This is a genomic window from Serratia sp. L9 (assembly GCF_050632285.1).
GTDB lineage: Bacteria > Pseudomonadota > Gammaproteobacteria > Enterobacterales > Enterobacteriaceae > Chania.
On sequence record NZ_CP192591.1, the window covers coordinates 1,467,745 to 1,483,396 of the forward strand.

Sequence of the window (15,652 nt, forward strand, 5' to 3'; positions counted from 1 at the left end):
TGGGCCTGCTTCGTTTAAGAAGCCAATGACAATGCTTTGGGTTTCGCGTGTTCTGCCAGCCAGGTTTTCACCCGCGCCTGCTGAGCTTCACTGAGCCACATACCCAGCTTGGTGCGGCGCCAGATAGCATCGTCCAGTTCGGTAACCCACTCTTTATCAACCAGATAACGCAGCTCCGCTTCGTACAGATCGTGGCCGAAATCCTCACCCAGATCGCTCAGACTGCCTGCATTGGCCAGGATCAGTTCGCTGTGGCTACCATAGGTGCAGGCGTAGCGGCGTGCCAGTGACTCGGTTAACCAGCCGTGTTGGCGGCGCAGCTTGGCGGCATAGCTATCACGGTCACCACCGATGTTGCCACCTGGCAGAGAACCGTTTTTGGTCCATGCCGGGCCGCAGCCCGGGTAATAGTGAGCCAGTTTTTCCATCGCATGCTCTGCCAGCTTGCGGTAGGTGGTAAGTTTGCCACCGAACACCGAAAGCAGCGGGGCTTTACCCTGCTCATCATGAACATCCAGGGTGTAATCGCGGGTCACTGCCTGCGGCGAGTCGGATTCATCATCACACAACGGACGCACGCCGGAATAGGTCCAGACGATGTCGTCACGGCCCAGCTGTTTTTTGAAGTGATCGTTATACACCTTCAACAGATAGTCGATTTCGTTATCGTCGATCTTCACGTCTTTCGGGTCGCCGTGGTACTCCACGTCGGTGGTGCCGATGATGGAAAACTCATCCAGCCACGGGATAACAAACACGATACGGTGGTCTTCGTTCTGCAGGATGTAAGACTGTGGCTGATTATGCGCCCTAGGTACCACGATATGGCTGCCTTTGATCAGGCGGATACCATAAGGAGATTTGAGCTTCAGGCCGTCATCGAAGAAATTCTTCACCCAAGGCCCGGTGGCGTTAACCAGGCCTTTGGCGCGCCAGGTAAAGGTTTTACCGCTGTCGATATCAGTGGCTTCGACCATCCACAGGCCGTTTTCGCGCCAGGCACGGGTTACTTTGGTGCGGGTGCGCACTTCGCCACCGCGTTCAGCTACGGCTTGAGCGTTCAACACCACCAGACGCGCATCGTCTACCCAACAGTCAGAATATTCGAATCCGCGCTTTAATTCCGGTTTCAAGACCGACTCTGGTCCAAAGCGCAACCCTTTGCTGCCCGGCAAGCTGGTGCGTTTACCCAAATGATCGTACAGGAACAAACCGGTGCGGATCATCCAGGCTGGGCGCAAGTGTGGCTGGTGCGGCAGGCGGAAACGCATTGGGAAGGCGATATGCGGAGCCAGTTTCAGCAGAACTTCACGTTCGGCCAGCGCTTCGCTGACCAGGCGGAATTCGTAGTGTTCCAGGTAGCGCAGGCCACCGTGGATCAGTTTTGAGCTGGCGGAAGACGTAGCGCAGGCCAAGTCTTGCGCTTCCAGCAGCAGGACGGACAGCCCGCGCCCGGCCGCATCTGCTGCGATGCCGGCACCGTTGATACCGCCACCGATAACGATCAAGTCTTTGGTTTCCACGTCAACTTCCTCCAGATGTTCGAAATAGCTCTTTCATGTTCGTTTTCGCTCATGATTGTAATCAAAAACCCACAGACAAGCCAAGAGTTAACCAAACAAAAACATTCTTGCGTGATAGAGGTAACAGTTCGGTGATAGTAGTTATACAAATAGGAGGGATATTATTGAGTGGGTTTTGGGGGGCGAGAGACGTCGCGGCAAGCAAAGCTCCTCACTCCAATCCTCCCGCACGGGAGAGGATTGCAGTGAGGGGAAGAGATCAGCAGAGTTCCAGCTGCACGTCGTACTGTTCGATGATCTTCATTACGCTTGGCGGCGGAGCCTGATCGGTAAACAGGTAGTCGATCAGATTCATATTGCCCAGGTTAACCATCGCGTTGCGGCCAAACTTGGAATGATCGGTAACCAGCATGACGCAGCGGGAATTTTCGATAATCGCGCGTTTGGTGCGCACTTCGTGATAGTCAAATTCGAGCAATGAGCCATCCATATCAATGCCGCTGATACCGAGAATGCCGAAATCAAGACGGAACTGGGAGATGAAATCCAGAGTAGCTTCACCCATGATGCCACCATCGCGGGTACGGACTTCGCCACCGGCCAGGATCAGGCGGAAATCCTCTTTGGCGGTGAGCAGGGTCGCAACGTTCAGGTTGTTGGTGACGACGCGCAGATTCTTATGGCCCATCAGCGCGTGGGCGACCGCTTCCGGCGTGGTGCCGATATCGATAAACAGCGTTGCGCCATCAGGGATCTGGCTAGCGACGCGTTGAGCTATACGCGCTTTCTCTTCCGACCACATCACTTTACGATCGTGATAGGCGGCATTGACCGAGCTGGAAGGCAAGGCGGCACCACCATGATGGCGTTGTATCTTGTTCTGGTCGGCCAGGTCATTTAAATCACGGCGAATGGTTTGCGGGCTGACTGCAAAATGCTCCACCAACTCTTCCGTACTGACATAACCCTGCAGGCGCACCAATTCGATAATTGCGTCATGACGCTGTGTTTGCTTCACGATAATCCCCTAATACAGCGGTATACAGGTTTATAAGTACCTGGTTGTTATTGTTCGTTGTGCGCGCGATGTCGCGTATCCCAGAATGCCATCAATAACCCTATCACTAAACCGGCTATGTGTGCCGCATTGGCGATCGACATTCCTAAGATATCGAAATAACCGGCAACCAGCCAGAGTACCGAAAATACCATCAGGCCCCGTGGCAGATTCAGGCCTCGTTCTGGTGCGCGCTCACCGCTCAGCCAGACGTAACCCATCAGAGCGTAGACCACCCCGGATAGGCCGCCGAACAATGCGCCACTGAACAGAGACTGCGCCCAACCGCTGAAGAAGGCCGAAACCACGGCAATGACAAACAGCTTGCCGGCACCGAGGCGTTTTTCCAACGGACCACCCAGATACCACCACCACAGCAGATTAAAGGTAATGTGCAGCAACGAGAAGTGCAGGAATGCATGGCTGACCCAACGCCACAGTTGACCGTATTGCGAGCTGTTTTGCGGCCAGGAGAGCCAGAACATCACGGTGTCGTCACCCAGCACCTGCATCAGAATGTAAATCAGAATGCACAGGGTCATTACCGTGAGTGTCAGCGGCCCGGCTTGGCTGCGGATGATTTGCAGATAAGAAAATTGTTGGTAATGCAAACCGGCGTCGGTATTGCCAGCCTGCCAACTGGCCGCCTGGTAGCGGCTGTTGAGGGGATCGAGCAAAAATTGCTGTAACTCGTGCTGTACCTGCTCGAGATGGGCTTCGTCCGCCAGCCAGATTTCGGCTGCCTCGCCGGTTGCGCGGACTTCAAGTGCAACCCTCTGCGTGGCCATATAATCAACAAAGGCTTGCGCAAGGCGAGGGTTGGATACGGCGATCACTCGAACCATAGGTTTTCCGTTTAGGTTGATGACGTTAGCCACGAGCTTGAGTACCGGCGGCGTTGATGGCTGATTATACCGCTGAAATCCTGAGCAGAGGCAACTTCTGATAAAAACCAGGAAAATTCGATGGCGGCCACCCATGCAGATGGCCTGGCGGGATTATGAAGAGGTTGCTATTTCCTGTGGGAACTGGCGGGCCCAAGCTTCGAAACCCCCGTCAATGCTATACACGGCATCAAACCCCTGATGCAGCAGATACTGCGCAGCGCTGCGGCTGCTATTGCCGTGATAGCACATGACCATCACCGGGCGATCAAACTCGTTTTGCTGCATAAACGCGGGTAGGGTGGCATTGGTCAGATGAAATGCGCCCGGCGTATGCCCAGCCTCAAAACTCTGTGGATCGCGAATATCGACCAGCGTGGCACTGCCTTCTTTCAAGCGAAGGTGTGCCTGCTCAACGCTGATCGCCTCAAATTGTTCCATAACGTCAAAGTGCCTCGTAATTGGGGGTTATGACCATTGTATCCAATTGTGGCACGATTAAGACCAGAGCAACGAAAGGGTTTTTAGCCCTTTCGTCTTCCAGGTCACGGCAGCCAGCGACATTACCAGCGATAGCTCAAGCCCAACGAAGCGCCATAGTCCTGATAGCGGTTGGAACCCATAGTGGCTCCGCCTTCAAACCACAGCTGCATGCTGTAACTTGAAGGGGACTGAATGCCGACTTTCGCTTCAAACAGATCGTCAAGGGCGTTGGTTTCTACCCGCGTATTATTAAAATAGACGGAATTACTGCCGTTGCGATGCCACCAGTTGGTTGACAGATAAGCGGTAGTATTATCGTCTTGATCGCTGTACCAACGAATACCGACGCGTGAGGTGAAGTCTGGTATTTCACCCTGGTGAACTTTTACCCCGTTGGCATCCCAATAATCATCACTATCGAAGGTATTATAAATAACCTGGATCTGAGGCTCGATAACCAGCTCGCGATTTGAAAAAGGCAGGAATGCATAACCGGCCTCCAGTGAAATACTGAAGTTGGTACTGTCATAATCCTGTTTGGCCGGCGAATGGGTCACGCTGTTATTAAACCAGGCATATTGCAGCCAGGAATCGACATAAGCGCCGGAATGATCCTGGATATTTTCATACCAGGTGCTATAGGCACCGACAGAATAACCATTCACTTCACCGTCTGAGGTGGTCAAGGCATTTTTGGCGCTGCTCTTGGCGTGGCCGTAACCACTCATCAGCCCCATGGTCCATTCCTGGGTGCCACCTTGTAATGACAGCAGGTCCGCACCCAGAATAAATACCTGGCGATCCATATCTATCGGCAGGTCACCTTCGGATACGCTCAGGTTCTTGGTATGGTAAGCCGAACCGCGCATCCAGAATTGGCTATCGCCTGGGGCGGTTATCCGTTGATGCAGAGTTTGAGTAAATAATAACGACGCGGCGAACTGATTACCCAGATAAGCACCGGCATCGGCCCGATTGTGGTAATCCACGGCTGAATTAGCGCTGGCTGCGATTGCTGGGGGAACGACCAGATATAAACCGGCCAGGGTAAGAAAAATCCTTTTTATTGCCACTATCCCAACTCCTATGGAAATTTGGCGCAATATTACTGAGATGAAAGGCTAAAGTCATGGAGAAAAGCACCAAATAAGAATACATCTTATGGATATGAGATATAACGAAGAGGGTTATTTGCAAATATATATGTTTAGTTGATGTATTACTCGCAAAGTATTAACCAAATGAGTGAAATTAACGATATTATAGTTAGGGCATCGGTCAATATATTAACGGAATCAGGAATTATCCTGAGGGGATATACCCCCAGGTTAATTTGCTGATCAAACCAGTTTTACCTCAACACCTTGTTGGCGCAGTTGTTCTACTATCGCGGGATCGGCATCGCGCCCGGTGATGACGATATCAATCTGCTCGGTGCGGCTGAACAGCATCCCGGCCCGTTGGCCGACCTTACTGCTATCAACCAGCACGACCAGTTTGCCGACATAGTTGAGCATTTTCTGTTCGGCCATGGCGGTGAGCATATCGGTCTTGTATAACCCATCGGTGGTGAGGCCAATGCCGCTGGTGAACATCCAGTGCCCGGCATACAGGCTGGCATCACCGTCCTGTGGGGCCAGGGTGATGGACTGGCTTTTATTGTATTGGCCGCCCATGATCACCACGCTTTCGTGCTCACGTTCAATCAGGTAATTGGCCAACGGCAGGTAGTTGGTGATCACCTGCACCTCTTTACCGCACATTTCACGCCCCAGCAGGAACGCGGTGGAGCCACAGTTGATTACCACGCTTTCCCCCGCCTGGCAAAGCTGTGCGGCCGCTTTGGCGATACGCATTTTCTCATCCAGATGCTGAGTCTGGTGGATATTGAGGGGGTCCAGGCAGGGCGAGGGGTACTGGTTACTTCGGCGCCGTTACGCACCTTGCGCAACTTGCCAGTCTCGTTGAGTTTGTTGATGTCGCGGCGGGCCGTTGCAGGTGAGATCTCAAAGGCTGCAATCACGTCGGCCACAGAAATTTGCCCCTGACGCTGTAAGAGATCGAGGATGGCATTATGGCGTTGTGATTCGGTCATGTGAGCTCCATCAGGAAATAAGAACGTTATTCCAGGATTATATGCGCACTTGCTGACGATTTGAATCATCTGTGTGCAAAGGTGCGCATATATACTCGTCATACTTCAGGTTGCAGGTGCGTTGGCGACGCCTGGCTATTAGTCCATCCGTGGACCTGATCCTGTAAGGACTGCGGCAAGCAGTGTTCAAATCTGTTAGAAATCAATCTATTGTGATTCCGTCTACGGGCTGCCGCCTGCGGCATTCAAAGCGGTTCCTGGCCGATTTGCCCCGACAGGTTTGTCACCCCGGTCACCGCGTTTATCTATGCGCCTGGGGCCTCCCAAGCTCGCCGCCTGCCTGTGCTGTACAAGGATGTACGCCTGCCGCGAATGCATGGATGTGCAAGAGCGGCCAACTCGCATTATTCACAGTATTAACAAGCCTCTTGAATGATTATGTATATAGCCGTTACAGGAAGGATTTAAACGGCACATCCGGCTCGAGGGTAAAGCAGTCATCAAAGCCGCGAGGGTAGTGATATTCAAAGTTATCCTTGTCCAGCGGCCAGGTGAATTTACCGCCAACTTGCCAGATAAAGGGCTTGAAGCCGTATTTCAGCCGGTCTTTCTTCATCTCCCACAGCACACGGATTTCTTGCGGATCGGCCTGGAAATTCGACCAGATATCATGATGGAACGGGATCACGACCTTGGCATTCAGCGATTCCGCCATCCGCAGGATGTCGGCGCTGGTCATTTTATCGGTAATGCCGCGCGGGTTTTCACCGTAGGAGCCGAGTGCCACGTCGATCTGGTGATCGTTGCCGTGTTTGGCGTAGTAATTGGAGTAGTGGGAGTCGCCGCTGTGGTAGAGATTACCGCCCGGCGTCTTGAACAGGTAATTGACCGCCCGCTCATCCATGCCGTCTGGCAGCATGCCCGTTGCTTTTTGCTCTACCGGCAAAGTGATCAGGGCCGTGCGGTCGAAGGCATCCAGCGCAAGGATCTCCACATCCTTGATTTTTATTACATCCCCAGGCCGCACCACGATACAACGCTCGCGTGGAACGCCCCAGCCCAGCCAGATATCCACACAGCTTTGTGGCCCGATAAACGGCACTGAAGCCCCACAGTTTTGCATCACCGCAGCCGCGACGTTGACGTCGATATGGTCGTTATGATCGTGAGTGGCCAGCACCGCATCGATCTGTCTGATCGCAAAGGGATCGAGGACAAACGGCGTGGTGCGCAGGTTGGGCTGCAGTTTTTTAACGCCGGCCATTCGTTGCATCTGATGGCCGGTTTTCATCAATGGGTTACCGTGGCTCTGCTTGCCGGTGCCGCACCAGAAATCGACGCACAGGTTGGCATTTTCTTTTGATTTCAGCCAGATACCGGTACAGCCCAGCCACCACATGGCGAAGGTGCCCGGTGCGACCTGCTCCTGCTCAATTTCTTCATTCAGCCATGAACCCCATTCCGGGAAGGTATTCAGTATCCAGGATTCTCGCGTGATGGTAGTGACTTTACTCATGATTCAGTCCTCATAATCAGGGCGTTTAGTATCAGATGTAATCACAATTTGTCATTTAATGATTTGTTGTGATTCCTTTTGCTTGAATCTAGCACCGTTTATTTCATCTTACAACCTGGTAATAGCGACCAAAACCACGCGAATCTGGCAGGTAAAAACGCTTTAACCTCGCCACGTTCAGAATTAACTTGTAATTAATTCAATGGGTAATAATTGATTTAAAAATGCAGCCTATTGAATGCACAGAAAATTTCCATATAACTTGCGAGGTCGCTCACAAATAATCATTTGTGATCTTTTGGTGATTCGTTGTGATTGGTATGGTGATGCTATCCCTGCGTTAATGCTAACGCCCTGGCCAGATACCAGCAGCGCCCCTTAGCGCATCAGATATCGCCAAACGCTACCTGGAGAGCCGTATGGAAACCCTTTACACCATCTTCACCGTATTTTTTAATCAGGTGATGACCAACGCGCCGCTGTTGTTGGGCCTGGTTACGATGCTGGGCTATTTACTGCTGCGCAAAAGCGCGGCGGTGATCGTCAAAGGCACCATCAAGACCATCATCGGTTTTATGCTGTTACAAGCCGGCTCCGGCATTTTGACCGGTACTTTCAAGCCGGTGGTGGCCAAACTTTCCGAGGTGTATGGCATCAACGGGGCCATCTCCGACACCTATGCCTCAATGATGGCGACCATCGAACGGATGGGGGATGCCTATAGCTGGGTGGGGTATGCGGTGCTGCTGGCGTTGGCGCTCAACATTATCTACGTATTGCTGCGGCGGGTGACCGGTATCCGCACCATCATGTTGACTGGTCACATCATGTTTCAGCAGGTGGGGCTGATTGCGGTGTTCTTCTACATTTCCGGTTATGACATGTGGACCACCGTCTTGTGCAGCGCCCTGATAGCTTCGCTGTATTGGGGGATCACCTCCAACATGATGTTCAAACCGACCCAGGCAGTGACCGAAAACAGCGGTTTCTCCATTGGTCACCAGCAGCAGTTTGCCTCCTGGGTTGCCTATAAAATAGCCCCATATCTCGGTAAAAAAGAAGACAGCGTAGAAGACCTCAAGCTGCCTGGCTGGCTGAATATTTTCCACGACAACATCGTTTCTACCGCCATCGTGATGACGGTGTTTTTCGGCATCATTCTCTGCTCGTTCGGGCTAGACACCCTGCAGCAGATGGCCGGGAAAACGCACTGGACAATCTACATCCTGCAAACCGGCCTGATGTTCGCCGTAGCGATATTTATCATCGTGCAGGGCGTGCGGATGTTCGTTGCCGAGCTTACCGAGGCCTTTAACGGTATTTCCCAGCGCCTGATCCCAGGCGCCGTGCTGGCCATCGACTGCGCCGCCATTTACAGCTTCGCCCCCAATGCAGTGGTGTGGGGCTTTATGTGGGGCACCATCGGGCAATTGATTGCCGTCGGCATTCTGCTGGCCATCGGTTCCTCAATCATGATCATCCCCGGCTTTATCCCCATGTTCTTCTCCAATGCCACCATTGGCGTATTTGCCAACCATTTCGGCGGCTGGCGCGCGGCGATGAAAATCTGTCTGGTGATGGGCATGATCGAAATCTTTGGCTGCGTGTGGGCCATCAAACTGACCGGCTTGAGCGCCTGGATGGGGATGGCGGACTGGTCAATTCTGGCACCGCCGCTGATGCAGGGCCTGAGCTTTGGCCTGTGGTTTATGGGCGTGGTGATCGTTATTGCGCTGCTGTACATGTTCTTTGCCGGGCGCACGCTGCGCGCGCAAGAAGATGCGGAAAAACAATTGACTGAATCGGCTTCAAACTAACTGGAGAGCACATCATGACGGTACGAATTCTGGCGGTATGCGGTTGTGGGCAAGGCAGTTCCATGATCATGAAAATGAAAGTCGACCAATTCCTCACTCAGCAAGGTGTAGATCATACGGTGAACAGCTGCGCGGTGGGGGAATACAAATCCGAGTTAAGCGGCGCTGACATCATCATCGCGTCTACCCATGTGGCGGATGAAATCACCGTCAGTGGTAACAAATATGTGGTGGGAGTGCGCAATATGCTTTCCGCCGCCGATTTTGGCCCCAAGCTGATGGAAGTGATCGGGGCCCATTTCCCTAAAGATATTAAATAAGGCAGCGGCAATGAAGCTTAGTGATTCGCTGGTGCACAACAACTCAATTCTGTTGCAGGCTGAAGCACAGGACTGGCAGCAGGCGGTGAAGGTAGGTGTCGATCTGCTGGTTAAGGCTGGCGTGGTGGAACCGCGCTATTTCAACGCCATCCTGGCGGGTGTTGAGCAGTTCGGCCCCTACTTTGTGCTGGCACCGGGGCTGGCGATGCCCCACGGCAGGCCGGAGGAGGGCGTGCTGAAAACCGGTTTCGCCCTGGTAACGCTGAAAACACCGGTCTGCTTTGGAGACGACGATAACGACCCGATCGACATTCTGATCACCATGGCGGCGGTAGATGCCAAAACGCATCAGGAGGTGGGCATCCTGCAAGTGGTTAATCTGTTTGAGGATGAAGCCAACTTCGATCGTCTGCGGGCCTGCCGCACGCCGCAGCAGGTGCTGGATCTGATTAACCAAACTACTGCCGCCGCGGCAACCCATTAAGGAGAACAAGATGGCAAACACTTTACCGATGTTACAGGTGGCGCTGGATAACCAGTCGATGGATGACGCATACCGCACCACGCGCTTAATTGCCAATGAGGTCGATATTATCGAAGTTGGCACCATTCTGTGCGTGGCCGAAGGGGTGCGTGCGGTGCGTGATCTGAAGGCGTTGTACCCAGACCGCATCGTGCTGGCGGATGCCAAGATCGCCGACGCTGGCCACATTCTCTCGCGCATGTGCTTTGAAGCCAATGCGGATTGGATCACGGTGATTTGCTGTGCCGATATCAACACCACCAAAGGCGCGTTGGCAGTGGCAAAAGAATTTGGTGGCGACGTGCAGATCGAACTGACCGGTTTCTGGACCTGGGAGCAGGCGCAGCAGTGGCGTGAGGTGGGTATTCAACAGGTGGTTTATCACCGTAGCCGCGACGCGCAGGCCGCAGGGGTAGCGTGGAGCGATGCGGATATCACAGCCATCAAACGTCTTGCCAGCATGGGCTTTAAAGTGACCGTCACCGGCGGGCTGGCGCTGGAGGATTTGCCGCTGTTCCAGGGCATCCCTATCCACGTATTTATTGCTGGCCGCAGTATTCGTGATGCTGCCGATCCGGTGGCCGCTGCCCGCGAGTTTAAACGTGCAATCGCCCAACTGTGGGGCTGAGGAACCATCATGTTGCAGCAAGCCGTGCCCTTGGGCATCTACGAAAAAGCGCTGCCGGGTGGGGAAGACTGGCTGGCACGCCTGCAACTGGCGCGTGAGTTGGGGTTCGATTTTGTCGAGATGTCGGTCGATGAAAGCGACAGCCGTTTAGCCCGCCTGGACTGGAGCCGCGAACAGCGTCTGGCATTGGTGAATGCCGTGGCCAAGAGCGGCGTGCGCGTCCCTTCTTTGTGCCTGAGTGCTCACCGGCGGTTTCCCCTGGGCAGTGAGGATGACCTGGTGCGTAAGCAGGGGCTGGAGATCATGCAAAAAGCCATCCGGCTGGCGCAGGATACCGGCATCCGGGTGATCCAACTGGCAGGTTATGACGTTTACTACCAGCAGGCCAATGATAATACACGCGAAAGATTCCGCGATGGATTGCAGCAGGCGATCGAAATGGCCAGCCGTGCGCAGGTGACGTTGGCCATGGAGATTATGGATTACCCGCTGATGAACTCCATCAGCAAGGCGTTGGGTTACGCCCATTACCTCAATAATCCCTGGTTCCAGCTTTACCCGGACATCGGCAACCTTTCCGCCTGGGATAACGACGTGCCGATGGAGTTGATGGCGGGCCGTGGGCACATTGTGGCGGTGCATGTGAAAGACACCCGGCCCGGGGTCTTCAAGAATGTGCCATTTGGTGAAGGCGTGGTGGATTTTGAACGTTGCTTTACCGCCTTGCAGCAAAGTGGCTATCGCGGCCCGTATCTGATCGAGATGTGGAGCGAAAAGGCGGCGGATCCGCTGCAGGAAGTGCGGGCCGCTCGGGCCTGGGTCGTGGAGCGCATGCGCCATGCCGGGCTGGCAATAGGAGCCGAGTGATGCTGGAACAACTTAAACAGCAGGTGTTTGCTGCCAATATGGCGCTGCCTGCGCAGGGGCTGGTGACTTATACCTGGGGTAATGTCAGCGGCATAGATCGCGAGCTTGGGGTGGTGGTGATCAAACCCAGCGGCGTCCCGTATGAGCAAATGCAGGCTGCCGATATGGTGGTGGTGGATTTGGCAGGGAAGGTGCTGGAAGGGCGTTTCCGGCCCTCATCAGATACGCTAACCCATCTGGCGTTGTATCGGCGCTATCCGCAATTGGGCGGCATTGTGCATACTCATTCCACACATGCCACCGCCTGGGCGCAGGCGGGCCGGGCAATTCCGGCGCTGGGTACCACGCATGCCGATTATTTTGCCGGAGATATCCCCTGCACCCGCAGCCTGACGGTTGAGGAGGTTGGAGGAGACTATGAGTTGGAAACCGGGCGCGTAATTGTGGAGACGCTGGGTGAACATAATCCGATGCACACGCCAGCGATTGTGGTTTATCAGCATGGGCCATTCACCTGGGGAGCCTCACCGGATGAGGCGGTTCACAATGCGGTGGTGCTGGAGGAGGTGGCGAGAATGGCCTGGATCAGTTGTGGTATTAACCCGGCGCTGAGCCATATCGACGCCCATTTGCTGGCAAAGCACTTCACCCGTAAACATGGGCCAAATGCTTATTATGGGCAGTTGTAACCTTTCTGGTGGATGGCGACGCCTAACCCTCTCCCTTTGGAAGAGGGTCGGCGAGAGGGGATTCAGGCGCCGTAGCCCATCATTTTCAGCAACTGCTGGGCTTGTTGAACCGCTTCTTGCCGATGGGCGACGCCCAGTTTCTGGTACAGATTACGGATATGCGTCTTGATAGTGGTCGCGGCCACGGCCAGCTCATTGGCGATCTGTTCGTTGCTGTAACCAGAGTAAATCAGGCCCAGCACCTGCCATTCACGCTGCGTCAGCGGGCTGGTGCGGATCAACTCCGGCACTTGCGGATGCGTCAGCAGTTTATCGACGAAGTTCTCGTCAAAATGGGCGAATTTATGCCGATGATGCTGGTTGATATCACGCAAAATTCGTTGGGCACGGTGCTGTTCCAGCTCTGGCAGTGTGTTGAGCTGGATCAGTTGGCGCAGTTGCTGCGCCATCGCTTCCCCTTCGATAACAAAATGGCTGATAAACCCGGTACGATTGGCTAGCGAAAGCGCCTCAATCAATACCCGCAGTGCGTCGCTTTTACGATCCATCTGCCAATAGAGCTGGTTGCTCAACAGCAGGTTACGGTTGAGATCGCTCACCAGGCGCAGGCGACGTGCATTTTCATTCAACTCGTCCAGCACCACTTCGGCTTCGTCATACTGCCCAAGCAGGATCTGGACACGAGCGATATTGCGCCATTGGCCCTGCATAAAATGGTTGTTCGCCATCCCCGGTTTTTCAGTATGGCGTAGCCAGTTAGCTGCCGCCGCGGTGTCGCCGGTCATCTGCCAATGGATCACCCGTGGCTTGTCGGCGTTGGTTATCCAGTCACGATGATATTGCGAGCCGTGCAGCAGGGCTTCACTGCGCAGCAAGTGAGTATTGGCATTATCCAGATCGCCACGCGCCAGCGAGCATTTCGCCAACATCGCCAGGCATTGCAACTGCTGCTGTGGCTGGTAGTTGGCTAGAATCTTCAACCCTTCACGGGCCGCCTCTTCGGCTTCGTCCAGCCGTGACCACGACCAAAGGATTTGCGAGCGGATGCGCAGCAGGAATTCGTGCATCGGAAGCTGTTCCAGATGCTGTTCACGCACCAGCTCGAAGGCCTTATCCTGGGTTTCATAGGCGGCCTGCAGGAACCCTTGGGCGATAAGGATTTCGCTCTGTTGCAACAGCGCCCACAGCGCATAGTGATAAGCCTGATGGCGGCGTGCCATCTGTTCGGTCTGCTGCATCATTGGCAGCGCCCGCGTTAACTCACCTTTGCAATGATGGACTTCGCCGATGACCGAGGTGGCGACAATGCGGCTGTAATAGCTGGAAAGAGGCAAGAACTTCAGCGCTTCGGTTGCCAGCCGTTCGGCCTCTTCCGGTTTGCCTGCATTGATCGCCACCTGGGCGCGCAGCGCCTCAAATTCAGCATGCAGGGTTTGGTCTATGGAAATCTGCTGATTGCGCATGGCCTGCTCTGCGCGCTCCAACTGGGTGTTCACTTCGCTGTAGCGGTGCTGGCTTTGTGCCAGCCAGGCCTGTAGCAGCGCCAGTTTCGGATTCTGGATCAGCCGTTCATAGGGAAGCGCATTCAAGCACTCTTCCAGCAGGGCCAATTCGCTGCGGTGGAACAGTGACCAGGCGTGTTGCAGCAGGATATCGCGCAGCATATTGACGTCGCTGGCCGCTAGCGCATGGTGGATCGCCTCTGCTGGGTAGCCTAATGCCAGCCAGCCTTCTGCGGCGGCGTGGTGCAGATTTGGTAACTCCAGGGCCAGTTCCCATTGGCAGCGTTGGCGCAGGAACGAGGCAAAGAGCGGATGGAAACAGAACCATTCACCGCTATCGTCCATGCGGTGGATAAACAGCCCCTGGCGTTCAAGTTCTTCAAGGCGCTGCTGGCCGTTATCTTCCCCTGTCAGGCGCACGATCAGCGCGTCGTTCATCGAACGCAGTACCGAACAGCGTAACAGGAATGCCCGGGCATCGGCATCGACGCGATCCAGCACTTCGTCCACCAGATAATCAGAAAGGTGGCTGGCGTTCAGCCCGGCCAGACGCTTGGCGGATTGCTGAGGGGAAGAGGTGGATTGACGGGCGGAGAGGGCGATCAGCTGTAACGCCGTCGCCCAGCCTTCTACTTCGTCACACAGGCGGCTGCTGTCATGTTGCTCCAGCGGCGAGCTCAGGCGGTAATCAAAGAACTGCTTGGCTTCCTGATGGGTGAATGCCAACTGCTGCGAGTTCAGCTCCAATAGCTGATCGCGTACGCGAAGATTGGCGATCCCCAGAGGTGGCAATGTGCGGGAAAGCAGAAGCAACGTCAGGTGTTCTGGCTGGTGGCGCAGGAAGAAACGCATGGCTTCATGGATCTGGTCATTGGTGATCAGATGGTAATCATCGATCACCAGGTACAAAGGCTGGTGCCAGTCGGACAGTTCGATAAACAGCTGGGCAAATAATGCCGACAGATTGGCGTACTGGTGTTTCTGGCTTAGTGCTTCACTTTTCACACAGTGCCCAGCGGTGGCCTGCTGTATTGCGGCGATCAGATAGCTGGCGAAGCGCTCGGGCTGGTTATCGCTCTCATCCAGCGAGTACCACCCCAGGTCAGATTTGCCCGCCGCCCATTGGGCTATCAGCGTCGTCTTACCGTATCCTGCCGGGCAATTGACCAATGTCAGGCGATAGTTTGCAGTGCTGGCCAACTTCGCCAGCAGGCGATCGCGTACCACGGTATTTTGCAGCCGTACCGGGCGGCTCAGTTTTGATGGGATCAGCATAATATTCCAGATGTAAAGTGCGGTTCCCGCCGCCGAAGGATTGCCCCAAAGAGCAAATCTTGCCGTGAAGCTATTCCAATAACCAGGATGAGTTAATTATTTTGTAGCTCGTAATTAATCCCCCTGTTTAACTTCGAACATCATTAAACTTATTGCAACAAGCTTAGGCTTTGGCTTGGAGTTAAATTGCTGCCGATCACACTTTTTTGCGATTGCTCAGATATTCGCCCCTGGCCATTTTTGTAGCATAGCCAGATTTGCGATAGTGAATGCAATGTTTTTATGTTATTTGAAGCTAAGTACAAATCTTCATCGACTCAAATAGCCTATGTTAACGTCATGGGATTGTATCCAGTGGTCCCCGGCTTGGTCGGCGGGCTTTTTTGCTTCATGGAAGAGTATTAAAAAGTGCCCGGGATCACAGTTTCAGCTACGCCCCAACCCTCCTCCCCAGCTAATCCCTAGGCGGGATG

At 54.2% G+C, this 15,652-nt stretch carries 13 protein-coding genes and 1 pseudogene; 6 read left to right on the forward strand and 8 right to left on the reverse strand.

Annotated elements, in window-relative coordinates; all coding sequences use genetic code 11:
* Positions 1-14: 14 nt before the first annotated feature.
* The 7 genes and pseudogenes from glpD to ulaG all read right to left on the reverse strand — a co-directional run bounded on the left by glpD (position 15) and on the right by ulaG (position 7,558).
* Positions 15-1,523, reverse strand: a complete 1,509-nt coding sequence (gene glpD, locus ACQ86O_RS06835; RefSeq protein WP_431224622.1) for a glycerol-3-phosphate dehydrogenase — start codon at positions 1,521-1,523, stop codon at positions 15-17.
* Positions 1,524-1,782: 259 nt separating this feature from the next.
* Complete coding sequence (locus ACQ86O_RS06840) at positions 1,783-2,541, reverse strand: DeoR/GlpR family transcriptional regulator (protein WP_431224623.1); 759 nt, start codon at positions 2,539-2,541, stop codon at positions 1,783-1,785.
* 47 nt (positions 2,542-2,588) lie between these two features.
* Positions 2,589-3,425 carry a rhomboid family intramembrane serine protease GlpG gene (gene glpG, locus ACQ86O_RS06845; RefSeq protein ID WP_431224624.1) on the reverse strand — a complete coding sequence of 279 codons (837 nt, stop codon included), beginning with the start codon at positions 3,423-3,425 and terminating at the stop codon, positions 2,589-2,591.
* A gap of 153 nt (positions 3,426-3,578) precedes the next feature.
* Positions 3,579-3,905 carry a thiosulfate sulfurtransferase GlpE gene (gene glpE / locus ACQ86O_RS06850; RefSeq protein WP_431224625.1) on the reverse strand — a complete coding sequence of 109 codons (327 nt, stop codon included), beginning with the start codon at positions 3,903-3,905 and terminating at the stop codon, positions 3,579-3,581.
* A gap of 122 nt (positions 3,906-4,027) precedes the next feature.
* Positions 4,028-5,020 carry an autotransporter outer membrane beta-barrel domain-containing protein gene (locus tag ACQ86O_RS06855; RefSeq protein ID WP_431224626.1) on the reverse strand — a complete coding sequence of 331 codons (993 nt, stop codon included), beginning with the start codon at positions 5,018-5,020 and terminating at the stop codon, positions 4,028-4,030.
* A 267-nt stretch (positions 5,021-5,287) separates the two neighbouring features.
* Positions 5,288-6,042: pseudogene (gene ulaR / locus ACQ86O_RS06860) on the reverse strand (HTH-type transcriptional regulator UlaR).
* 451 nt (positions 6,043-6,493) lie between these two features.
* Complete coding sequence (gene ulaG / locus ACQ86O_RS06865) at positions 6,494-7,558, reverse strand: L-ascorbate 6-phosphate lactonase (protein WP_431224627.1); 1,065 nt, start codon at positions 7,556-7,558, stop codon at positions 6,494-6,496.
* Positions 7,559-7,977: 419 nt separating this feature from the next.
* On the opposite strand from ulaG, the gene ulaA reads away from it, so the two are divergent.
* From ulaA to ACQ86O_RS06895, 6 genes are read left to right on the forward strand one after another with little or no spacing between them, the layout of a single operon-like run.
* Positions 7,978-9,375, forward strand: a complete 1,398-nt coding sequence (gene ulaA / locus ACQ86O_RS06870) for a PTS ascorbate transporter subunit IIC (RefSeq protein ID WP_431224628.1) — start codon at positions 7,978-7,980, stop codon at positions 9,373-9,375.
* Between the two features lie 14 nt (positions 9,376-9,389).
* Complete coding sequence (ulaB, locus tag ACQ86O_RS06875) at positions 9,390-9,695, forward strand: PTS ascorbate transporter subunit IIB (RefSeq protein WP_039996172.1); 306 nt, start codon at positions 9,390-9,392, stop codon at positions 9,693-9,695.
* A gap of 10 nt (positions 9,696-9,705) precedes the next feature.
* Positions 9,706-10,179 carry a PTS ascorbate transporter subunit IIA gene (gene ulaC / locus ACQ86O_RS06880; RefSeq protein ID WP_431224629.1) on the forward strand — a complete coding sequence of 158 codons (474 nt, stop codon included), beginning with the start codon at positions 9,706-9,708 and terminating at the stop codon, positions 10,177-10,179.
* 10 nt (positions 10,180-10,189) lie between these two features.
* A complete protein-coding gene (locus tag ACQ86O_RS06885; RefSeq protein WP_431224630.1) occupies positions 10,190-10,846 on the forward strand; it encodes a 3-keto-L-gulonate-6-phosphate decarboxylase UlaD in 657 nt (218 codons plus the stop codon).
* Between the two features lie 9 nt (positions 10,847-10,855).
* A complete protein-coding gene (locus ACQ86O_RS06890; RefSeq protein ID WP_431224631.1) occupies positions 10,856-11,713 on the forward strand; it encodes an L-ribulose-5-phosphate 3-epimerase in 858 nt (285 codons plus the stop codon).
* 2 nt (positions 11,714-11,715) lie between these two features.
* On the forward strand, positions 11,716-12,402 hold the full coding sequence (locus ACQ86O_RS06895; protein ID WP_431225672.1) for an L-ribulose-5-phosphate 4-epimerase: 687 nt from the start codon (positions 11,716-11,718) through the stop codon (positions 12,400-12,402).
* Positions 12,403-12,464: 62 nt separating this feature from the next.
* On the opposite strand, the gene malT is transcribed toward ACQ86O_RS06895, so the two are convergent.
* Positions 12,465-15,179, reverse strand: coding sequence for an HTH-type transcriptional regulator MalT (gene malT / locus ACQ86O_RS06900; protein WP_431224632.1), 2,715 nt, complete (start codon positions 15,177-15,179; stop codon positions 12,465-12,467).
* Positions 15,180-15,652 lie beyond the last annotated feature (473 nt).